Source organism: Paracidovorax sp. (assembly GCF_057642795.1).
Window position 1 is genome coordinate 161,868 of record NZ_JBXYZY010000027.1, and the last position, 23,149, is coordinate 185,016.

At 61.5% G+C, this 23,149-nt stretch carries 14 protein-coding genes and 1 tRNA gene; 12 read left to right on the forward strand and 3 right to left on the reverse strand.

The genetic code is table 11. The features are described from left to right. Nucleotides 1-57 precede the first annotated feature (57 nt). From cgtA to rplU, 3 genes are all read right to left on the reverse strand, one after another. A complete protein-coding gene (gene cgtA, locus AC3A84_RS10105) occupies nucleotides 58-1,128 on the reverse strand; it encodes an Obg family GTPase CgtA (protein ID WP_487969515.1) in 1,071 nt (356 codons plus the stop codon). Nucleotides 1,129-1,291: 163 nt separating this feature from the next. Then, nucleotides 1,292-1,549, reverse strand: a complete 258-nt coding sequence (rpmA, locus tag AC3A84_RS10110) for a 50S ribosomal protein L27 (protein ID WP_092939229.1) — start codon at nucleotides 1,547-1,549, stop codon at nucleotides 1,292-1,294. Between the two features lie 14 nt (nucleotides 1,550-1,563). Beyond that, on the reverse strand, nucleotides 1,564-1,875 hold the full coding sequence (gene rplU / locus AC3A84_RS10115; RefSeq protein ID WP_092939230.1) for a 50S ribosomal protein L21: 312 nt from the start codon (nucleotides 1,873-1,875) through the stop codon (nucleotides 1,564-1,566). Nucleotides 1,876-2,157: 282 nt separating this feature from the next. On the opposite strand from rplU, the gene AC3A84_RS10120 reads away from it, so the two are divergent. The 12 genes from AC3A84_RS10120 to drmA all read left to right on the forward strand — a co-directional run bounded on the left by AC3A84_RS10120 (nucleotide 2,158) and on the right by drmA (nucleotide 23,148). After that, nucleotides 2,158-3,087: a polyprenyl synthetase family protein gene (locus AC3A84_RS10120; RefSeq protein ID WP_487969516.1), complete on the forward strand. Its 930-nt coding sequence runs from the start codon at nucleotides 2,158-2,160 to the stop codon at nucleotides 3,085-3,087. A 19-nt stretch (nucleotides 3,088-3,106) separates the two neighbouring features. Next, nucleotides 3,107-3,183, forward strand: a tRNA-Pro gene (locus AC3A84_RS10125). Nucleotides 3,184-4,143: 960 nt separating this feature from the next. Continuing rightward, complete coding sequence (locus AC3A84_RS10130) at nucleotides 4,144-5,256, forward strand: replication protein RepA (protein WP_487969517.1); 1,113 nt, start codon at nucleotides 4,144-4,146, stop codon at nucleotides 5,254-5,256. Beyond that, nucleotides 5,253-6,308 (forward strand): integrase, encoded by a 1,056-nt coding sequence (locus AC3A84_RS10135; RefSeq protein WP_487969518.1) that lies wholly within the window; start codon nucleotides 5,253-5,255, stop codon nucleotides 6,306-6,308. Before AC3A84_RS10130 ends, AC3A84_RS10135 begins: the two co-directional genes overlap by 4 nt. Before the next feature lie 109 nt (nucleotides 6,309-6,417). Then, complete coding sequence (locus AC3A84_RS10140) at nucleotides 6,418-7,497, forward strand: Fic family protein (protein WP_487969519.1); 1,080 nt, start codon at nucleotides 6,418-6,420, stop codon at nucleotides 7,495-7,497. Beyond that, nucleotides 7,494-8,543, forward strand: a complete 1,050-nt coding sequence (locus AC3A84_RS10145; RefSeq protein ID WP_487969520.1) for a DNA cytosine methyltransferase — start codon at nucleotides 7,494-7,496, stop codon at nucleotides 8,541-8,543. Before AC3A84_RS10140 ends, AC3A84_RS10145 begins: the two co-directional genes overlap by 4 nt. A gap of 65 nt (nucleotides 8,544-8,608) precedes the next feature. Next, entirely contained in the window at nucleotides 8,609-11,740 is a 3,132-nt protein-coding gene (gene drmD / locus AC3A84_RS10150) for a DISARM system SNF2-like helicase DrmD (protein ID WP_487969521.1), read from the forward strand. Continuing rightward, nucleotides 11,737-12,375, forward strand: a complete 639-nt coding sequence (locus tag AC3A84_RS10155; protein WP_487969522.1) for a restriction endonuclease — start codon at nucleotides 11,737-11,739, stop codon at nucleotides 12,373-12,375. Before drmD ends, AC3A84_RS10155 begins: the two co-directional genes overlap by 4 nt. After that, nucleotides 12,369-16,664 carry an Eco57I restriction-modification methylase domain-containing protein gene (locus AC3A84_RS10160; protein ID WP_487969523.1) on the forward strand — a complete coding sequence of 1,432 codons (4,296 nt, stop codon included), beginning with the start codon at nucleotides 12,369-12,371 and terminating at the stop codon, nucleotides 16,662-16,664. The genes AC3A84_RS10155 and AC3A84_RS10160 overlap by 7 nt, the downstream gene beginning before the upstream one ends. 76 nt (nucleotides 16,665-16,740) lie before the next feature. Then, nucleotides 16,741-18,156 carry an ATP-binding protein gene (locus AC3A84_RS10165; RefSeq protein ID WP_487969524.1) on the forward strand — a complete coding sequence of 472 codons (1,416 nt, stop codon included), beginning with the start codon at nucleotides 16,741-16,743 and terminating at the stop codon, nucleotides 18,154-18,156. A 3-nt stretch (nucleotides 18,157-18,159) separates the two neighbouring features. Beyond that, nucleotides 18,160-19,155 (forward strand): O-methyltransferase, encoded by a 996-nt coding sequence (locus AC3A84_RS10170; protein ID WP_487969525.1) that lies wholly within the window; start codon nucleotides 18,160-18,162, stop codon nucleotides 19,153-19,155. Between the two features lie 24 nt (nucleotides 19,156-19,179). Further along, nucleotides 19,180-23,148: a DISARM system helicase DrmA gene (gene drmA / locus AC3A84_RS10175; protein WP_487969700.1), complete on the forward strand. Its 3,969-nt coding sequence runs from the start codon at nucleotides 19,180-19,182 to the stop codon at nucleotides 23,146-23,148. Nucleotide 23,149 lies beyond the last annotated feature (1 nt).

The following is a 23,149-nucleotide window of genomic DNA, read 5'->3' on the forward strand; positions in this document are numbered from 1 at the left end:
CTATTTCAATAGCAAAACTCAAGAGCATGGCGAAGGGATCACCCTCCGCCGCCCGCCCTACTCGGGCACGTCGCCCGCAAACCGGGGGTCGATCTCGACCGGCGCCATCAGCGCCTGCTGCTCGGCTCGCACATGCTTGTAGATGGCGTGGATCAGGGCCTCACAACCTTCGCGGGTCAGCGCGGAGATCTCGAACACAGGCCCCTTCCACTTGAAGCGCTTGACGAAATCCTTGACCCGCGCGGCACGGTCTTGCTCCGGCACCATGTCGAGCTTGTTGAGCACCAACCAGCGCGGCTTGGCGTGCAGCTCGGCATCGTACTTGCGCAGCTCTTCCACGATGGCCTTGGCCTGCGCCACCGGGTCCACCGAGTCATCGAAAGGTGCCATGTCGATGACATGCAGCAGCAGGCGGGTGCGCTGCAGATGGCGCAGGAACTGATGGCCCAGTCCGGCACCTTCGGAGGCACCTTCGATCAGACCGGGAATGTCGGCGATGACAAAGCTCTGCTCGGGGCCCACGCGCACCACGCCCAGATTGGGGTGCAGGGTCGTGAACGGGTAGTCGGCGATCTTCGGGCGGGCATTCGACACGGCCGAAATGAGGGTGGACTTGCCGGCATTGGGCATGCCCAGCAGACCCACGTCCGCCAGCACCTTCAGTTCGAGCTTCAAACTCTTGCGCTCGCCAGGCCAGCCGGGCGTCTTCTGGCGCGGAGCGCGGTTGATGGCGCTCTTGAACCGCATGTTGCCAAAACCGCCGTCACCGCCCTTGGCAATGGTGATCACGTCGCCTGGATTGAGCAACTCATAGAGCACTTCGCCCGTTTCGGCATCGGAAATGATGGTGCCCACCGGCATCTTGAGCGTGATGTCGTCGCCCGCGGCGCCGAACATGTCCGAGCCCATGCCGTGCTCTCCGCGCTTGGCTTCATGCCGGCGCGAATAGCGAAAATCCACCAAAGTATTGAGGTTGGGATCGGCGACCGCGAAGACGTGGCCGCCCCGTCCGCCATCGCCACCATTCGGCCCTCCGAATTCCTTGTACTTCTCGTGGCGGAACGAGACACAGCCATTGCCGCCGTCTCCGGCGGCAATGTCGATAAAGGCTTCGTCAACGAACTTCATGGCATCCAGTTTACAAAAGGCGCCTTCGGGCAGTCACATGCCGAAAACGCAAGAGCCCCGCAGCGCGGGGCATCGAGGAACGCTGGCGCATGACACCCCAGCATTCCCGAAAACGACAAAGCCCCGACCTGCGGGGCTTTGTACAGCGTCAGATGACTTGCGCTCAGGCGGCAGTCACGTTGACCGTGTGCTTGGACATCGCACCCTTCGTGCCGAAGGAAACGTGGCCGTCCACCAGGGCGAACAGCGTGTGGTCCTTGCCCACGCCGACGTTCGTGCCGGGGTGGAAGCGCGTGCCGCGCTGGCGCACGATGATGGAGCCAGCGCTGATCAGTTCACCGCCGAAAGCCTTCACACCGAGCATCTTGGGCTTGGAATCGCGCCCGTTTCGCGTAGAGCCGCCGCCTTTTTTCTGTGCCATGAGATCAGCTCCTGTTAACCGGCGATCGCACCGATTTGCAGTTCGGTGAACTGCTGGCGATGGCCTTGGCGTTTCTGATAGTGCTTGCGACGGCGCATCTTGAAGATGTGCACCTTGTCGTGCTTGCCGTGGGCGACGACCGTAGCCGTCACCGTAGCGCCGGACACCAGGGGCGTGCCAACCTTGAGTTCAGCGCCGTTGCCGACTGCCAGAACCTGGTCGATCACGATCTCCTGGCCTACGTCCGCAGCAATCTGTTCTACTTTAATTTTTTCGCCAGCAGCAACGCGATATTGCTTGCCACCGGTTTTTATGACCGCGTACATGTAAACCTCTTGAGTGTGAGTCCCGCAAACGAATTTTTGCAGAGCCGGCGAATGTAGCACGAACCGTAAGACCAGGCAAGCCCCACCCCAGCCACCGACCCGACGCCTTCGCGGAACCCCGCCCAGCACTCTGTGCCCCCGCCTGCACGACACCCAGCCGCCTCAGCACCGACGGGGCCTCCTGCTCTTTCTATAATCGCCGCTTACATCCAGAACCCATCGAACGCTTTGGCCGCCAACTCACACAGCACCGCATCCGCCCTTGCACTCATTGCCGACGACATGTCGCAAGTGGACGAAGTGATTGCCCAAAGGCTCGACTCCTCTGTCCCCCTGGTGGGCCAGGTCGCCCGGTACATCATCTCCGCCGGGGGCAAACGACTCAGGCCGGCGCTGCTGCTGCTGGCCTGCGGCGCGCTCGGCTACACAGGAGCGCAGCGCTTCAATATCGCTGCGGTGATCGAGTTCATCCACACGGCGACGCTGCTGCACGACGACGTGGTGGACGAATCCACGCTGCGTCGCGGCCGCCCCACCGCCAACGAGAGCTTCGGCAACCCGGCCAGCGTGCTCGTGGGCGACTTCCTGCATTCGCGCGCCTTCCAGATGATGGTGGACGCTGACGACATGCGCATCATGCAGATCCTGTCCGAGGCCACCAACATCATCGCGGAGGGCGAAGTGCTGCAGCTGATGAACACGCATGACGCCTCCTTGAGCGAAGCAGGCTATCTGCAGGTCATCCGCTCCAAGACCGCCAAGCTCTTCGAGGCCAGTACGCGGCTGGCGGCCGTGCTCTCGCAAAGCACACCGGAGATCGAAGCGGCGTGTGCCGACTACGGGCAAGCCCTGGGTACGGCCTTTCAGGTGATCGACGACGTTCTCGACTACGACGGCGATGCCGGCGAAATGGGCAAGAATCTGGGCGACGACCTGCGCGAAGGCAAGGTGACGCTGCCGCTGATCATCGCCATGCAGCGCGGCTCTGAAGACCAGCGCGAATTGATCCGCCAGGCCATCGAGGCCGGCGCCACCGACGAACTCTCCAAAGTCATCGACATCGTGCGGCAAACCGGCGCGCTCGAAGCCACCAGGCAGGCAGCCGCAGAGCAGGCCCAGCAGGCCATTGACGCGGCAAGACGCCTGCCTGCCAATAACCACTCTGAAGCGCTGCTACAATTGGCGTCTCAGCTACTTGAGCGCCGCGTCTGATACGCACGCTCCAGACCATCGGGGTGTAGCTTAGCCTGGTAGAGCGCTACGTTCGGGACGTAGAGGCCGGAGGTTCGAATCCTCTCACCCCGACCAGACAAAAAACGGAAAAGCCCAAGTGAATCAGGCACTTGGGCTTTTTTGCTTTGGATCGTCATGAATGACGATTCAGAGTAAATCTCGCCCCTCGATGGCCCAAGAATGGCCCAGCAAGTCGATGTGGTTTTGACTGGCAACCCGTCCCGCGCGTAGCGCAAGCCAAGCTTACGACTTGACGCTGCTGGGAATTTCCCCATACTGTCATTCACGGGTGAGCACACAGTGGACCTGCCAGACACCCTCGTAAAAACTGTGTGGGCTACGGTCACGGGCAGGTGCGGTTCGGGCGAACGAGAGATAGCCGAACCAAGAGAGCAACTCAACGCTCGGCGTGTACCCGCCGGGGTGTAGATGCAGGTGCGCAAGCGCAACCGACACCTGTCATCAAGCCCAAGTGAAACAAGCCCCGTGAGGTGCGGCGAATCAACTTCAAGTCCCAGTACTTGATGCGCCTCCACCAACAGCATCGGCTCTCGCAAGCGCGCTTGCTTGTGAGACCCCTATGCCGAGATCATTTCCGGTCGCCCGTACTGGCGACTCATCACGCCCCGCAAGGTCAAAAAGCGCAACCAAGCCGGTCGCGCAAGCTGTGGCAGAGGGATTCGCCCCCGTCTGCATCGCTCCGTCGTTGCCGCCTGTGGCCCCGCCTGCCGATCTGCCACGGATTCTGTTCATCGAGCAACTTGCCTCCCTCATCGGCAAGACAGAAACGACCATCAGGACGTGCGCTACCAACGCCAAGTACGCGCACCTGATCCCCCGGCCATTCAAGCTTCCGAATAGCCGCCGTCTGTGCTGGTACGAGCGCGATGTTCTTCAGTGGATCGAGTCCACCCGCCCCGCCGAGCCACCACCGCCGCGCCGCCCCCGTGGCCGCCCAACGAAAGCCGAGCAGATGTCGCGGGCTCGATGGGCGCAAAACAACACAGCGCAGCCGTCAGCCAAGGGAGGTGAGCAATGAGCTCCCTTGACGGCTCCCCTATCGACGGCGACGCGGCCCTCCGTGCCGAGTATGTCGCTGCGTTGATCGCACGCGGCGTCTCCAGGGAAGATGCTCAGGCGCTTGCGGCTAGAACGCAGTACTTGCCGCAAGCGGCTCGGGCGGCAAAGCCCTCGCCGCGAGCAGATGGCCTTCTGTTATCAGATACGCCACCAAAGGCGCTCAGCGCTCGTGACGCCAAGCTGCTTGAAGCAGGGGTCTCCATCGCGCAAGACCCACCAGATTGGAATGAGTTGATCTTCCATCACTCCATCCTTTGTCAGACCGGCCTGCCGCGTCGGAAAGTGAAGGAGCGGGAGTTCCAGCGTCGTGTCGGTTCGGCATGGCTGCACGTGCAGGCAGGCATCCTCAGCATTGCCGGCGTCCCGGTTCCTCAGCCCATCCCGTACGGCGCTACCCCGCGCCTTGCTTTGGCATGTATCGCCACGTTGGCCCTGCGAAGCAGTTCACCGGCCATCGAAATTGGTCGTACGCCCGCTGACTTCATGCGCTTGATTGGCCTCGCTGACACGCAAGGGGGGCGCTACAAGACTCTGCGCTGCCAGCTCAACGCCATGGCTGCCTGTCGGCTTCAGATGGGCTTCGCCGACCATACCTTCAACAGCATGGCCGTGAAGCAGTACGAAGCTTGGCTGCCGCGTTCTGCCGGTGAACTCAACAAGTGGCCCAATGTTCTTGTTCTCACCGACGACTTCTACAAAGAGTTGCGCGCACACGGCGTTCCACTGGATCGTCGTGCGCTTCACGCTTTGACCGGGTCCGCCCTGTGCATCGACATCTACACATGGCTGGCCTACCGGCTTCACCTCATCAAGGGGCCACCCGTGACCGTCCCGTGGGCGGCGCTGCGCCTGCAATTCGGGCAAGAGTACTGCGGCGTTCGTGCCGAGGACGATTTCCGCACGAGTTTCTTGCTTGCCCTACCCAAAGTGCTGGCGGAATACCCGCAAGCGAAAGTTACCCGATACCCAGGCGGGCTGGAGCTGCACGCCTCGCCTCCGCCCGTGCAACCACGAGTCTTTGCGGTGAATACGCCCCGCCGTCCGCGATGCGAGAGGAGCGGTGCATGAGCAAGCTCATACAAAGCCTAAAAGCCAAGATGCTTCAAAGCACCAACCTTCTACAGCAGCTTGCGTCCGACCGCTCGCGCAATGCCGGTCGCTCGCCCGACACGGAGCACGACTACCTGCGGCTCGGGCAATCGTTGCTCACCCGAGCCAAGGTGGCGCAGGACGGGTTGATTGGCGTGGTGTCTAACACCCGACGCCCCTCCACGTTTCAGAAGCGCATGTCCGCCCTGCGGTTCACCCTGCAGCAAAGGCAGCTGGAACTGCTGGGCAGCATCATCGAACCCGTTTCGGATGAGCAGGCACAAAGACACATCGCTGCGTTCGACGAACAAATCGCGTGCGTGCAGGCCCTGCTCGAACTTAGGCGAAGAGGCCTGGGCGGTTTGCGAGCGCTACGCAACAGCAAACGGCGAGCCCTCCGCGGGCTTCCCCCTGACTGGCGCGTCCAACTCTGCATGCGCGGCCGTGCGGGACGGTACGGCGCTGCATTGTTGGTCGCAGCGCTGACGGGATGCCGCCCCGGCGAACTGGAGAGAGGTGTCAAGGTTTGGCAAACGCAGGATGCAGCGACGCAGGAGATCGAGATCCACTTTGAGGTCGCTGGTGCGAAGGTCAAACGGGAACAAGGGCAGCCGCATCGCCGCCTGACGTACGCGGCGGGAGACACGCATCCGTTGTTGTCGATGATCAAGGCGCTGTTGCCCGGCACGGCCGAGACCCCTGTCGTCGTTCAGGTCGCGAGCGCCATGAACTTCTCTGCAGAGGTACAGCGCTTAGCTGGCTGCTTGTGGCCTTCGCACCCGGACACCGTGACGGCGTATTGCCTCAGGCACCAGTGGGGGGCGGATGCCAAGCGGAGCGGAGACGCAGACGCGGTCAGCCGGGGGCTGGGCCACCTATCCCGAAAAACTCAGAGGGTCTACGGCACCGCATCACAAGGCAAACCGGCGCATCGGCTGAAGCCACTGCGTATCGAGGCAGAGAGACCGGTCAAAGGCACAGCGCCTGAAGTGGCGCCTACCGATCCCGACGAACCGGAGTCCGCAAGCTGATCCGACAGGGCCAATTGGGGTAAACATCGAGTTATTGGGGCAATGAAGATCAAACATACCCCAATTTGCAGTAGTATTACCCCATTCTTCCTTGTCCGGATGCTGCTGCATGCAATCACTCTCGCCAGACTACCTCGCCAAGCTGCGCTTCGACGCGCAGCAGCTGGCGACCCTGCGCGCCCTGGGTGAGTTCAGGGGCAAGCAGCAGCTCTTCGTGGCGCAGTCGCCGGAGGTCTTGAGCGACCTGCGGCAAGTGGCAGTGGTCGAGTCCACCGAGTCGTCGAACCGCCTGGAAGGCGTGGTCGTCGCCGCGCACCGGCTCAAGTCATTGGTGCTCAAAAATGCCACGCCGCAAAGCCGTTCAGAGCAAGAGGTGGCAGGCTACCGCGACGCCCTCGGTCTGATCCATGAGAGCGGCGAGCAGATGCCGTTTTCCGAAGGCACGGTCCTGCAGCTGCACGGCATGCTGTACCGCTACATGCCCCAACCAGGCGGGCACTGGAAGGCCACCAACAACGACATCGTCGAGCGCCACCGCGATAGCAGCTCACGCATCCGCTTTCGTCCGGTTGCCGCGCACCTCACGCCCATCGCGATGGCGGACCTGATCGCGCGCTACCGCTTGGCCTTGGATCAGCACTTGGCCGACCCTTTGGTGCTAGTGCCGCTGGCCGTCCTCGACTTCCTGTGCATCCACCCCTTCCCGGATGGCAACGGCCGCATGGCACGTCTGCTCACCCTGCAGCTGCTCTATCACTTCGACTATGCGGTGGGCCGCTTCATCAGCCTGGAGCGCATCTTCGAAGAATCGAAGGAGAGCTACTACGAAACGCTGGAGGCCAGCTCCCAGGGCTGGCACGAGGCCGCACACGACATCGCCCCGTGGCTCGATTACTTCTGGGGCGCTCTCCTGCGTGCCTACAAGGAATTTGAAGAGCGCGTGGGCACCATTGAGCGCGGCCGGGGCGCCAAGGGCGACCGCGTTCGCTCTGAAATTCTCAAACGCCAACTGCCGTTCTCGATCTCGGAGATTGAGGAGGCCTGCCCCGGCATCAGCCGCGACATGGTGCGCGTGATCCTTCGCGCCATGAAGGCCGAGGGGGTGATCGCCCCAACGGGAAAGGGACGCGGCGCGAAATGGCTACAGATCGACGCTGCAGCCAAAGCAAATACTGGAGATGTGACATGAAAAAGAAGATCGCTTGCGTCGATCTGTTCTGCGGTGCAGGCGGACTGACCCATGGCTTCATCCTGGAGGGCGTGCCCGTCGTAGCCGGCATTGACCTTGATCCCGCCTGCAGCTTTCCGTACGCAGCAAACAATTGTGGCGCCCGATTCCTAGAGAGAGATATCAGCAAGGTCACGACGGCTGAACTGGAGGAACTGTTCGGTGACGCGGAGGTGACGATCCTGGCTGGTTGCGCACCTTGTCAGCCCTTTTCGACCTATGCCCAGCGTTACGAGTTGGATGGGAAGGACGGAAAGTGGGGCTTGCTCTATCAGTTCGCGCGCCTCGCTCAAGGCGCCATGCCCGACGTCATCACGATGGAAAACGTGCCAACTGTCGCCAAGCACGAGGTGTTTCACGACTTCGTAGATTCGCTAGAGCGACTCGGCTACACGGTCTGGTACGACGTCGTCGATAGCTCCCGCTATGGCGTCCCACAAATGCGTCGACGCATGGTTCTGCTCGCATCCAAGCACGGCGACATCCAGATGATCGCGCCGACACACAAGAAGCCGAAAACCGTGAAGCAGGCCATCGGCCATTTGCGGCCTCTCAGCGCGGGGGAGTCTGCTCCACGAGACAAATTGCACGTCACATCGACCCTGTCTGAGAAAAACCTCAAACGCATCAAAGTCTCCAAACCCGGCGGCACTTGGCGTGACTGGCCCAAGGACTTGATTGCCGAGTGCCACCGCGCCGAAAGCGGACGCACCTATCCGGGCGTTTACGGACGCATGGAATGGGACAAACCTGCCCCGACGATGACGACCCAGTGCTACGGGTTCGGCAACGGTCGTTTCGGCCATCCCGAGCAGGATCGAGCCATCTCCCTGCGGGAAGCGGCGATCTTGCAGAGCTTTCCGCGCGACTACGCGTTCATCCCGCAGGACGGTGAGGTGAGTTTCAAGGTGCTCGGGCGGTTGATCGGCAATGCTGTCCCCGTCGATCTCGGCCGCGCCATCGCCCGCAGCATCAATCAACACCTCGCGTCGGTAGGTGCTCAGTGACGGCGACCTGACGCCAGTTCGAGCAACAGCCAAATCGAATAAAACAACTCACAGGGATGAAAAAAATGGGAGCGCAAGAAACTCTACGACCTCATTCGTACCGCGCTCACCCAGAGCCAGGACAGCTCGTCGAAGTGCGTCGCCGTCAGTGGGTGGTTGCCGACGTAGATGCAGCCGGACTCGATACCGGTACACCTCAACACTGCCTGACGTTGTCGTCGATCGACGAGGACGGCCTCGGCGAAGAACTGCAAGTCGTCTGGGAGATCGAGCCGGGCGCGCAGGTCATCGAGCGGGCTGGCCTACCTTCGGTCACGGGGCAGGACGACTCAGACACGCTCGACGCGTTCCTTGATGCCGTGCGATGGGGTGCCGCCACCAATGCCGATCGTGGATTTCTCCAAGCCCCGTTCCGTAGCGGCGTGAGCATTGAGGACTTCCAGCTCGACCCGCTGGTGCGCGCCATCGACATGGCTCGCGTCAATCTGCTCATCGCCGACGATGTCGGCCTCGGCAAGACCATCGAAGCCGGTCTGGTCATTCAGGAATTGCTGCTGCGGCATCGCGCACGCACCGTTTTGATCGTCTGCCCCGCGTCGCTTCAGGAGAAGTGGCGCGTCGAGATGCTGGAGAAGTTCGGCCTCGACTTCCGCGTGGTCGACACCGACTACATCAAGCAGTTGCGGCGCGAGCGCGGCATTCACGCCAACCCGTGGACGTCGCATCCGCGCCTCATCACGTCGATGGACTGGGCCAAGGGCGGCGAAGGCCTGCGCGCGATGCGCGACGTCATTCCACCGCACGTCGGCCACCCCCGCAAGTTCGACCTGCTGGTCGTGGATGAGGCGCACAACGTCGCGCCCGCCGCAGGCGCTCACTACGCGCTGGAGAGCCAGCGCACCCGCTTCGTCCGCGCCATCGGCCCTCACTTCCAGCACCGGCTGTTCCTGACTGCGACGCCGCACAACGGCTACACCGAGTCGTTCACCTCGCTGCTGGAATTGCTCGACGACCAACGCTTCGCTCGCAACATCCTCCCCGACGAGAAGCGCCTGAGTCAGGTGATGATCCGTCGCCTGAAGAGCGATCTGGTCGATGCGCAGGGCAACCCTTTGTATGCCCGCCGTACCTTGCAGGCGCTCGAAGTCCCGTACACGGCGGAAGAGCGCGAGATTCATCGCAAGCTGGACGACTACTGTGCCAGCCGCGAGAAGGACGCGGGGAAAGCTGGCAACGGTTTCGGTACCGCCTTCGTGAACCGCCTCCTCAAGAAGCGCCTACTCTCGTCGCCAGCGGCATTCGCTTCCACGATCGAGAAGCACGTCGCGTCGCTGTCCGAAGCCCGGCCCGCGAAGCCGGACACGATGGCCGAGCGCATTCTGTATAAGGCCATTCTGAAAGCCGACGAGGACTACGCCGACGATCGGGAGGTCGAGAACGCCCAAGCCGAAGCCGTCGAGGAAGCGACACGCAGTGCCTCGCCACTAACGGCGGAGCAGCGTGGGATGTTGGACGACCTGAGGGCATGGGCGCAACGCGCCCGGAATCAGGCCGACTCGAAGGCCAAGGCCATCCTCGACTGGCTCACGACCAACCTCAAGCCGGACGGTCAGTGGAACGACCGCCGGGTGATCCTGTTCACCGAGTACCGCACCACGCACCAGTGGATACATCAAATCCTCGCCAGTCACGGTTTCGGCGGTGAACGCCTCGCCCAGCTCCATGGGGGACTCTCGCAAGAAGAGCGGGAGCCGATCAAGGCGGCGTTCCAAGCCTCGCCGCAAGATTCTCCCGTTCGCATCCTGCTCGCCACCGACGCAGCGTCGGAAGGCATCGACCTGCAGAACCACTGCAATCGGCTCATCCACCTGGAGATTCCCTACAACCCCAACGTGATGGAGCAGCGCAACGGGCGTATCGACCGCCACGGTCAGCGCGAAAAGGAAGTGCTGATCTGGCACCCGGTCGATGGCGGCGACGCGGGTCGTGCGTCGGTCGGCGGCCATGGCGAGGACATCCTGCGCGCCTTGCGAAAGCTGGATTCGATGCGTGCCGACATGGGCAGCGTCAATCCGGTCATCGCGCCGCAGATGTCCGGCCTCATCGAAGGCTCGCTAAAAGACTTGGATACCCGCCTCGCCGAAGCGCGGATCGCCCGAGCCAAGAACTTCGTTCGCGCCGAACGCGAGTTGAAAGAGCGCGTCGCCAAGCTGCACGAGCGTTTGCTCACCACCCAGCAGGACTTCCACCTCACGCCCGACCACGTCTCAATGGCCGTGACGACCGGCCTCGCGCTGGCGGGTTGCCCGCCGCTGGAACCCGCCGAACTTGATGGCGCACCATCGGGCAGCGTCTTTCGGATGCCCGCGCTGTCCGGCTCCTGGTCTCGATGCCTGGAGGGGCTGCGCCACCCGCACACCCAACGGATACGGCCCATCACATTCGACCACGCCGTCGCCAGTGGTCGTGACGACGTCGTGCTCGTCCATTTGAACCATCGCCTGGTGCAGATGTGCCTGCGCCTGCTGCGTGCGGAGATATGGGCGCAGGACGACGTAAAGAAGTTGCATCGTGTCACCGTCCGCACGGTGCCTGACGCGCAGATCGACGGCCCTGCCGTGGTCGTCGTATCGCGGCTGGTCGTCACCGGCGGCAACCACCATCGGCTGCACGAAGAGCTGACGGTGTCCGGCGGCTACCTGCGAGACCAAGCTTTCCGGCGCGAAGAAGGCGTCACCCGTGTCCAGCAATGGCTTGATGAGGCCAAGCCCATCACGGCAGCACCGTCCTTGTTCGATGTACTTCGCACCCGCTTCGACCGCCAGCAGGAAGCCATCCTGAAAGCGGTCGATGCCCGTTCGAAGGAACGCCTTCGATTCCTGACCAACACGCTCCAGGCCCGTAAGCAGCAGGACATCGACGACATCGGTACCGTACTGGACGAACTGGAGAAGGCCATCCAGTCCGAATTGAAGAAGGAGCAGCAGCCTGAACAGCTCTCGCTCTTCACCGAGGACGAGCGCACACAGCTCCGGCGCGACATCGCGGCACTGGAAGCGCGCCTCGCCCGCATTCCCGATGAGCGCCAGATGGAGATACAGGCCATCGAAGCCCGCTACGCCAAGCTCGACGACCGCACCTTCCCGGTTGCGGTGATCTTTGTCGTGCCTGAATTCGCGACAGGGGGCGCGAAATGATGTCGTGGCAGGAATATCAAGAGGCCGTCGCTTTGTTCTATGAGCAAGTCGACGGCTTTGGTGACGTCAAAAGAAACGTCATGGTTCCGGACAAGATCACTGGCCAACCACGCCAAATCGACCTACTCATTGAGATTGAGGCGAAGGGCCATCCACTAAAAATGGTCGTCGATGCCAAGTTCCATTCCGCTCCCGTGAATGTGCGAGAGGTCGAGTCGATCATCGCGCTTGCTGATGCAGTTGGCGCAAACAAAGCGATTCTCGTCGTGGCAAACGGATGGACTGAGCCCGCCAAGAAGAAGGCAGACCATGCTGGATGCGGCCTCGAACTGTTGTCGCTGGAAGAGGCTCTTGATTTGATCGTTCCTGACAAGTGGAAGATGTGCCCGTCCTGCAATGCAGACTGCATTGTTCTTGATCAAGAAGGCGCGGTCACTTTCAACGACGGTGGATGGTTCTGGTGGTTAGCCGGTCAATGTCGAGGATGCATGTGCGCGCGCATCCACTGCCAAGACTGTGGGACGAAAGCCTACGTCGAACGTCTTGACTCTGTCATTTGTGGTTGTGGACATCGCTGGTCGAACACGGATGGCGGCGTGACCATATCGTTTTTCGAGGAAGAGCCTGAATGGTGACACCGACCCAACACCACGAATGGCTCTCGCTGATCGAGATTTCCGGCCCGTTCCTCGCCGTTCCCGTCCTGAAGGAGGTCTTCCCGCAGGGGTTGGAAGAACTTGATGCAGCCAAGCGCAAGCGACTGCGCCAAGCCTACGACGAATGGCACGAAGCTCAGGAGACGGACGATCCGCGCTTTGCCGATCTGCATACGGCATGGATCGAAGAAGTCCTGTCGCGCGGACTGGAGCTCGACGAGGACGGTCGTGGCGATGTGCTGAAGGGTAAGGACTGGTGCGCCACCCATTCGAACGTCAGCTTGCCCGAGCATGGAGTCAGCCTGTCGCCTGATTTCGCAGTCGTTGGCACCGATGACAAGCTGCTGATGCTCGTCCACGCCCACGGGCCGGACGTCGACCTCGATGCCACCTCGAAGCTGGACGGCTGGGCCAGCACACCGGCGGAACGCATGGTGACGCTCTGCCGTGCCATGGGCTGCCGTCTCGGTCTCGTCACCAACGGCGAACGCTGGATGCTGGTCGATTCCCCGGTGGGGGCGGTCACCACCTTTGCCAGCTGGTATGCACGCATCTGGGGCCAGGAACCCGTCACCCTCCAAGCCTTCGTCCACCTCTTGAGCATCCGGCGTTTCTTCGTGGACGAGTCTGAACGTCTGCCCGCGCTGTTCGATCGCTCGCTGAAGTTCCAGGACGAAGTGACCGACGCCTTGGGCGAGCAGGTACGGCGTGCCGTCGAAGTGTTGATCCAGGCGCTCGACAAGGCCGACCAAGACCGCAGCCGCGAGTTACTCCGCGGCGTGAAGGAAGCCGAACTCTACGAGGCCGCGCTGACGGTGATGATGCGGCTGGTCTTCCTGCTTTCCGCCGAGGAACGTGGCCTGCTGCTCTTGGGCGACGAACGCTACGAAGCCAACTACGCGATCTCGACCTTGCGGATGCAATTGCGCGCCGAATCGGACGAGATTCTGGAGCGCCGTTTGGACGCATGGTCGCGCCTGCTGGCCGTGTTCCGTGCCGTGTATGGCGGCATTGAGCACGAAAACCTGCGTCTGCCCGCGCTGGGTGGCTCGCTGTTCGATCCGGATCGTTTCCCCTTCCTTGAAGGTCGGCCCAAAGGTTCCGCCTGGCGCACAGACGTCGCCAAGCCGCTGCCCATCGACAACCGCACCGTCTTGCTACTGCTCGAAGCCATCCAGCAATTTCAGGGGCGCACGCTGTCATATCGGGCGCTGGACGTGGAGCAGATCGGCTACGTCTATGAGGGCCTGCTGGAACGCACCGTCAAGCGCACCGCCGAGGTCACTCTGGAACTCGACGCCACCAAGAGCGCCCAGTCGCCTTGGGTCACGCTGGCCGAACTCGAATCGGCGCGGCTGGACGGTGCAGAGCGACTCGCCGAACTGCTTCAGGAGCGTTCCGGCAGTTCCGCCAGTCGGGTGCGCAACGACCTGAACCGTGCCGTGGACGATGCGCTCGCCGATCGCGTACTGACGGCCTGCCACGGCAACACGGCGCTGCGCGACCGCATCAAACCCTTCGGCCATCTGGTACGCACCGACCCTTGGGGCTATCCGCTGGTCTATCCGGCCGGTGCCTTCATCGTCACCACCGGCTCCGATCGGCGTGAGACCGGCACCCACTACACGCCGAAGTCGCTTACCGAGGCCATCGTCTCCGAGACGCTCACGCCCATCGTCTACGTCGGCCCTGCACAGGGCACGCCGCGCGCCGACTGGGTGCTGAAATCGCCCGCTGAATTGCTCGACCTGAAGATCTGCGACCCGGCCATGGGGTCGGGCGCATTCCTCGTGCAAGCTTGCCGCTGGTTGGCCGACCGGCTGGTGGAGGCATGGGTGCAGGCCGAGGCACAGGGCCACACGGTTGGCGTCGATGGGCGGGTAATGGATGCCGACGCCAGCATTGAGGCGCTGCCGCGCGAGACCGAGGCGCGCACCATCATCGCCCGTCGCCTCATTGCCGAACGCTGCCTCTATGGCGTCGACTTGAACCCACTGGCAGTCGAACTGGCCAAGCTCTCCATCTGGCTGGTGACGCTGGCCAAGGGTCGCCCCTTCGGCTTCCTCGACCACAGTTTGCGCTGCGGCGACAGTTTGTTGGGAATCCATCGGCTGGATCAACTCACCCAGCTCTCGATGAATCCCCGGGGCCAAGGCCAACTGCGATTATTCGGCCAGAACATCGAACGAGCCGTGCTTGAGGCCATGGAACTGCGGCAACGATTGCGCGAGATGCCCATCCGGGACATCCGCGACGTGGAAGCAATGGGGTATTTAGACGCCGACGCGCGCCGTAGGCTCGAAGTGCCGGAATGCATTGCCGATGCGTTCATCGGGGAGGTGTTCGCAGCGGGCGGCAGTGGCTCGGGGCTTGAGAACACCCTGGCGTCGCTGACCGTCCAAGCCGGACAGGCCATCGACGGCGACCGCGACGTGCTCGCCTTGATGCGGCGGAGGTCGGTCGTTGCGCTCTCGACCGATCTGCCCGCCGACAAGCCAGCGCGACGACCTTTCCATTGGCCATTGGAATTTCCAGAGGTGTTCCGCGCACACGGTGGCGGTTTTGATGCTGTAGTAGGAAACCCCCCATTTCTTGGTGGTCGCAGAATAACCTATCGACATTCCAAATCATTGCTCGCTTATTTGAAGTCATGGCTCTATGGAGCTGCGGGAACGACCGATCTGTGCGTGTACTTCTTGCTGCGCGCGTCAATGGTGTCAGACCATCGCGGTTTCATTGGACTTGTCTTGAGTGACATAGTTTCCCAAGGCGAATCCAGGATTAATGGTTTGGAGCGTCTGCTATCGGACGGGGTGGCTATTTACAGATGCGTTGCTTCCATGAACTGGCCTGGGCAGGCTGGCGTGAAGATTGCCCTTGTCCACATATCGAAGGGAGCATGGGATGCTCCCGTCATAATTGGGGCAACAACATTTGATGGAGCAGTGAATTCATACCTGCAACTTTCCGATGGCGGCACAGAGTCATCGCCGCTTCAATTGGCGAGTAATGAGGGCATCTGCTTTTCTGGTCACTACCTGATGGGTCAGGGATTCGTGCTGGACGCCGTCGAGCGAAATAGGCTATTGCATGAAAACAAAAACAATGAAGAAGTGATATTCCCGTATATCCGAGGCGACGACATCAATAATGAGCCGAGTCAGTCGTCCGGGTGCTACGCAATTAACTTCTCAATGCGCGAACTCTCAGAGTGCGAGAGCAGTTATCCTGAATGCATGCGCTTGGTCCGAGAACTTGTGAAACCAGAACGGGATATCGTCAAAAGGAAGGCCAATCGAGAGCGATGGTGGAGATACGCGGAAGCACGACCTGGACTTGAAGAGAGATTGTCAAATCTCGATAGTGTGATAGTTCAGCCTTTTACGGCAAAGTACATATTCCCGACATTTGTTCCATCAAGAAGTGTTTTTGCTCACCCCTTAGTCGTAATCGTCAGGCCATCCTTTGGCGTCTATGGATGCCTCCAATCATCCATTCACGAAAAATGGGTTTGGCAAAATTGTTCAACAAGCTTGGAATTGCTTCGATATACGGCGAGCACTGTACTGTCTACTTTTCCATTCCCGAGCCAGCTGGAGGCGGTCAGCAAAATTGGTGAAGAGTATTACCTACATAGGCAGTCTTTGATTGCAGGGTACCAGATCGGATTGACGAAAATCTACAACCGATTCCACGACGCTACCGATAAGTCCTCCGATATAAATAGGCTGCGGGACTTGCACCGTCAACTCGATATTGCGGTGGCAACTGCCTATGGATGGAACGACACTGTACTTGACCATGCTTTTCATGAGACGAAGCAAGGATTACGATTCACTGTCAGTGAATCTGCACGAATAGAGGTGTTGCGACGGCTGTCGGAACTGAACCGTCAGCGTTACGAAGACGAAGTCGCCCAAGGGCTGCACGGCACCGCCACGCCACGCGCTTCGCCCCATGCTCAGCGTGATAGTCGCGGAACCGCTGCCGCTCCGGCTCAGTCATCACTCGACTTCGAGATGAGGGATGCGGTCACTACCGAGGATGCAACGCCAAGAACGGCGATCCTCGGCTTTCTGAGCGGACACAACGGCTGGCACGCCAAGGCTGATGTCCTTGCCGTCACCGGCATCACGGACGGCCAGTGGAACGCTGCGATCGCTGACCTGATCTCGGGCGGCAGAGTCGAACGCCAAGGAGAGAAGCGCGGCGCACGCTATCGAATCCAGCCTGGCCACCAGGACGACCATCACGAGGGGATGTCATGACTCGAACCCAAGTCACGCCGACGTTCGAGTTGACCGCCGCTGCAAATAGATCACATCGCATACGGAGAACCCGTCTATGACGAAACCAAGCACTGACACAGCTCAGGCCAGCCCGACGAAGCAGTTCTTCGTGTCGATGCTCACGCGCGACATCAGTCTCGCCGATGCAATTCTCGACCTGCTCGACAACTGCCTTGATGGCGCTATGCGGCTGGCCAACGGAAATAGCGTCGATTACGCCAAGCATTTCGTGAACATCGAAATCGCCGAAGACCACTTCTCTATCGCCGACAACTGTGGCGGCATCCCGCGCGATGTCGCCAAGAACTACGCGTTCAAGATGGGACGAGAACCCGATGACGACCGCGATTCGGATGCCGAAACCATCGGCATGTACGGCGTCGGCATGAAGCGTGCGATCTTCAAGATGGGGCGCAACGCGTTGGTGCGGACTCGGCATGGCGAGGACACGTTCGAGGTGCCGATCACATCGGAATGGCTGGATGCCAAGAACTGGGAACCGCTTCCCATTAATGAGCCGACCGAAGCAAAGGAGCGGCTCGACGAGCCCGGCACCACGATTTACGTCACCGACCTGTACGAAGGCGTCTCGCGGCACTTCGCCAATGGAGCCTTCGAGAACGAGGTGCGCACCGCGATAGCGGAGCACTTCACCATGTTCATCCAATGGGGCTTAAGGGTCAAACTCAACGGAACACCCGTGGAGTCCGTCCGTGTCGAGGTGCTCGTTTCGACAGACGAGAAGAGTCCTGCCCCTTACATCTACCAGAAGACGATAGACGGCGTGCTCGTCTCGATCACCGTCGGCCTCAATACGGGGAAGAGCCTTGGAGATGATGATGAGGATGACGCGGGATTTGAACGTGACCGTTCGTCTGCCACTGCGGGCTGGACGGTGCTCTGCAACGACCGTGCGGTCATCGTTGGAGACAAAGGCCGTCTGACGGGCTGGGGCGACGGCATTCCGCTGTACCATCCGCAGTTCGCCATCATCACCGGCATCATCGAGTTCCGTTCCAAACACGCCGACAAACTGCCGGTCACGACGACGAAGCGCGCACTCGATACCTCGTCGAACGTTTGGCTGGAATCCCTCGTCAAGATGAAAGAGGGTATGCGCATCTGGATTTCGTACACGAACCAGTGGAAGAACCATCCGCGCGCCGATCAGTCGAGTCATTGGGAATCCGCCAGGCCAATGCCGTTGAGCCGGGCCATCGAGGTCGTTGCCACTCGCAGCGCCACGAGAAAGATTGCTGATGCGATCGAATTCAACCCACAGAAAGCAAAGGTCTTGCCGGAGCCAGAGGACAAGAAGCCCTCCTCCCGGAAGATCGTCTTCTCGCGCCCTGCCGAGGAAGTGCGACTCGTCTCGAAGCTGCTGTTCGATGACCCGGATGAAAAGCCCGGCATCGTCGGCGACAAGTGCTTCGAGATGCAGCTCACGAAGGCCAAGAAGCAGGGGAACTGAACGATGAGTGCTGGTTCGTCGCTGCCGTACCGGTTACGGCCCAACAAAGCAGTGGATCGGGAGCTGTTCTTGTCGCTGTTGATGCGATTGGCTCCCAAATTCGCGCTCGAAAAATATCACTACGTCGGTCTTGGTGGCCCCTTTCTCGAAGACTTCCGGATGATCCACGGTCGGCTCGGCATCGCAAAGATGACCTGCATCGAGACGGAAGAACAGGTGCACAAGCGCCAGCTCTTCAATCGCCCTGTCGCGTCCATCGATTGCGTCCACAAAAGCCTTGAGGACTACCTCGACGAAACCGATTTCGATGATCCCGCCATCATCTGGTTCGACTACACGGAGCCAAAGGGCATCACGACGCAAATCGAACGATTCGCGCGCACCATTGGTGTAGTGCCGATCGGCAGTGTGTTGCGCGTCACTCTTAATGCCAACCCCGCATCGCTGGGAAAGCCGGAGCCCAAGGACATCTCCGTCGAGGCTGATGGCGAAGCCTCCGCAGATCGAGATAAGAAGCCGACGATCCAAGAATGGCGACTCGCGCGCTTTAAGGAGCGCCTCGGATCGCTCTTCCCGAGCGGTTTGACTGCCGACGGAATGAACTTCAAGACCTTTGGCACGAGCCTGCTTCGCGCACTCAAGCTGGCGGTCGAAAAGGAGGTGCTCAGTTTTCGGGATCGCCGGATCGTCTGGGCGCTCGCCACGCACTACGCCGATGGCCAGGCGATGGTGACCGCCGCGCTCGTCATCTGCAAGAACGACGACAAGACCGTGGAGGAGTTGGTGAGGGGTTGGGAGTTCTACGCGACGGCTGATGCCCCGCATCGCCTCGATCTGCCCGCACTTTCGACTCTAGAGCGGCTGACGATGGAGTCGAACGTCGATGCCAAGACCAAGATGGGTTTCGAGTTGCCAAAGTCGGACATGGGCGAGAACCCGTTCGAGGTATTCAAGAAGTTCTACCGCATCTATCCGCATTTCTCGCGGGTCGAACTTTAATCCGTGGATTCGAGCTTCAAGAACATGACGACAATCCCAACCGCATGGGTCGCCATCGACCACGATCTCGGCACCGATCCCAGGCTCGCGCCCTACACGCTGGTCTTGAAGGGTGATCGCTCCCTGTATCAGGGCATCGCCGAGGACGATTGGGTTCTTGTGCTAAACCCCGCCGGGGATATCGTCCGTGCCGGGCGCACCCTGCGGGTCCGCTCCCATCTCGAAAACACCACGCTGTACTTCGACCGGCTTTCCGTCACCGACGATCAGGTGCCGGCCGCCAGCGTCTCGCTGGCCCCACCGTCGTCGGGAAGCGTCGGTCGCCTCCGGTGGGAAGAATTTGTCTTGGCACTGACCAAGGCGCTGCACCAGACCATCGACGGCGTGTCGGTGGTCGAGGATCGGGCCTACATCCGCGAGCTGCTTCAACTGGCCGTAGTGGACGATCTGCTCGGCCCGGCGGGCGGCCCCCACGAGCGCATCGTGGATATGGGTGTGCGCGATCGTTATCTGGTCGGCAAGCTGGCACCGCGTGAGGATGCCCAGTGCGGCATCGAAGGGCTGGAAGGCCCGCTGGCCGAGGACGAGGTCGAGGAACCCACCGATCCCATCGTGCCCGGCCAGCACGAACCCGGTGCCGAGTTTGGGACGGCGACCGGGCGGGTGGAGCCTGAGTCCGACTCCGCCGACGAGATCGATGCCGCTAGCAATCAGTCCCTGGTGCCGAGTAGCTTCGGCATGACCTTCTGCGTCGATGGCGACGTCGAGCGCATCGAGATAGAGGCGCGCTGGGGCAGCTACGAGCGAGTTCCAAACGATGAGCACGAGCTGACGCGCCCCAACGGACAGAAGGCCAAGGTCTGGCAACGCATCCCCTGTGGCGGGAAGCTGGTGCTGCCGCTCACCGAAGGCGTGATCCCTCATCAGGCACCGGACGCGAATCGTCCGGCGGTGCGGATACAGGGGGCAATCCGTGCCAAGAACGCCAACGGGGACCGTTTGGTGACGCTGTTCCTGATCAACGCTCAGGAGGAGCCTGACACCAACCGCGATACCGCGTGGCTGTTCCAGCCAGAACTGAGCGTGCGCGCGGAGGCGGAGGCTTCAACTCGCGCCATCTTCCGCCGCCGCCCCGTGTTTGATGCCGACGGCATGGATGCCGAGCGCGAATCGCTGGAAATGATCTACCGCAACCGCGTGGAGTTCGCGGTCGGACATGGCGTAGCCGTTCATGCCGAGACGGCGGACGACGTGACCCTGGCCACCGAAGTGCGCACCACCGTGCTGCCGCAGTACGAAGTGCAGGTCACGGAGACGCCGGGACTCGATGCCGCAGACCGCCCGGCGATGAAGGAGATGGTGGCGAGCGGTCTGCTCGACATGCAGCGCCTCGCCACATTGGGCGTCGATGAGTTGGTCGCCGCCCTGAACGTACTGACGAACGACTACACCGCGTGGATCACCGAGCAGCGCGTCCGCATCGGCGAGGACGTGGTCGGGTATGACACTTCGGCTGCACAGGCGCTGGATCGATGTCGGGAGATCCAGAAGCGTCTACAGCAGGGCATCGACACGCTGAAGAACGACGGAAAGGCACTGGCGGCTTTCCGCTTCGCCAACAAGGCGATGGCGATCCAGCGTGTGCGCAGCCAGTACGCACTCGAAGTACGGCGAGGCCGGGACGTCTTCGTAGATCAGTTCGACCTGCCGAAGAACCGCAGCTGGCGTCCTTTCCAGTTGGCGTTCCTGCTGCTGTCGATTCCGTCGCTGGCCGATCCCACACATGCGGATCGCGTGCAGCCGATGGAATCCCATGCCGATCTGCTGTGGTTCCCCACCGGCGGTGGAAAGACAGAAGCCTATTTGGGCGTGGCGGCGTTCACGATGGCGATCCGGCGCTTGCAAGGCAAGCTCGGCGGCTACGATGCCTCACGCGGTCTGGCCGTGATCATGCGCTACACCCTGCGTCTGCTGACCCTGCAGCAGTTCCAGCGTGCCACTGCGCTTATCTGCGCGATGGAGGTATTGCGGCGTGAGGCGTTGGCTGGTGGCGATTCGTCATTGGGCCACGAACCCTTCACCATCGGCCTCTGGGTCGGCAACAAGGTGACGCCGGGCACGACCGAGGACAGCCATCGCGCCATCGAGGACATCCGCAATCCCGGCAGGAACCACGCCGGGGCAACATCTCCCGCGCAACTGACCAGTTGTCCGTGGTGCGGCTCCGACATCGCACCGGGACGCGAAGTGGATGTGGACAAGGAGCGAGGGCGCACCCTGGTCTACTGCGGCGACAAGAAGGGCCGCTGCGAGTTCTCTCGAGGCAAATCGGGCAAGCTGTCGCATCCTGGTATCCCGGTGCTGACGGTGGACGAAGAGATCTACCACCGCCCGCCGACGATGATGATCGCCACCGTGGACAAGTTCGCCATGATGGCGTGGCGCGGTCAGGTGCGCACGCTGTTCGGTCGGGTGAACCAGGAATGCGAGCGTCACGGCTTGCTCTGGCCCGGCTGCGAATGCAATACCGGGCACCGGGCGACCAAGGGTCTACCTGCTGCTGCAGTGAAACCCGTCAACCCCATTCGACCGCCCGACCTGATCATCCAAGACGAGTTCCACCTCATCAGCGGGCCGCTGGGCACGATGGTCGGTTTGTACGAATCCGCCGTCGATGAACTGTGCGGGTGGACGCTCGATGGAAAGACGGTCAAACCGAAGATCGTCGCGTCCACGGCGACGGTGCGCAAGGCCAAGGAACAGGTGAACAACGTGTTCATGCGGCGCGTGTCGGTGTTCCCACCGCATGGCTTGGACGTGGAGGACAACTACTTCTCGGTGCAGCGTCCGATCGAAGAGCGACCCGGACGGCGCTATCTGGGCGTGTGTTCTCCGGGCAGTTCGCGGCCTGCGATGCTGATCCGCGTCTATACCGCCTTTCTCACCGCAGCCCAAGCCCTGTTCGACCGCTTCGGTGAGCCTGCCGATCCGTACATGACGGCGGTCGGCTATTTCAATTCACTGCGTGAATTGGGCGGGATGCGGCGCTTGGCAGAGGATGACGTGCAGACGCGTTCCTACCGTGTTCAGATGAGCATGGTCGAACGGCCCGCGCTCGCCCAGCGCAGCGTCAACAACATCCGCGAGCTGACCTCTCGCGTCTCCAGTCAGGACATCCCGAAGTACCTCGACGATCTGGAGGTCAAGTTCAAGGCTACGTTCGACGCGTCCACCGGGAAGTACGTGACGAAATGGAACGAGGGCGACACCCGCGCGATCGACGTGGTGCTGGCGACCAACATGCTGTCGGTTGGCGTGGACGTGAACCGACTGGGCCTGATGGCGGTGAACGGCCAGCCCAAGGGCACGGCGGAGTACATCCAGGCCACCAGCCGGGTGGGCCGTTCTTTCCCGGGCTTGGTCTGCACCGTGCTCACATGGGCGCGTCCGCGCGACCTCTCGCACTACGAGACCTTCGAGCACTACCACGCGACCTTCTACAAGCATGTGGAAGCGCAGTCGGTGACGCCGTTCTCGCCGCGCGCAATGGATCGCGGCTTGACCGGCGCACTCCTCTCATTGATGCGGCTGGAGAACGACGCCTTCAGCCCGAACGTGGGCGCGGGCGAGTTGGACAAATCCGACAAGCCCGAGATCACCGAAGCCATCGACGTGCTGGTGAGGCGGGCTTGGAACGTCAGCGAGACGACCACCATCAAGAGTCTGGCCGAGCGCGAACTGAAAGAGCGCGCGGACGAATGGGCGAAGGAAGTGAGCGTCCCCGGTCGCACGCTGGCCTATGAAAAGCGAGGGGCGCAGGCAGCGACGATGGTCGGCCTAGTCAAGTCGCCGGGCATCCATGCATGGGACAACTGGACGGTTCCGATGTCGATGCGCGAGGTGGAGCCGGGCGTGCGCCTGATCATGAACACGGGGCACATTTCGGACGACCACGGGTGGAAGCCGCGTCCGGTGCCGAAGGACGAGGACTGAC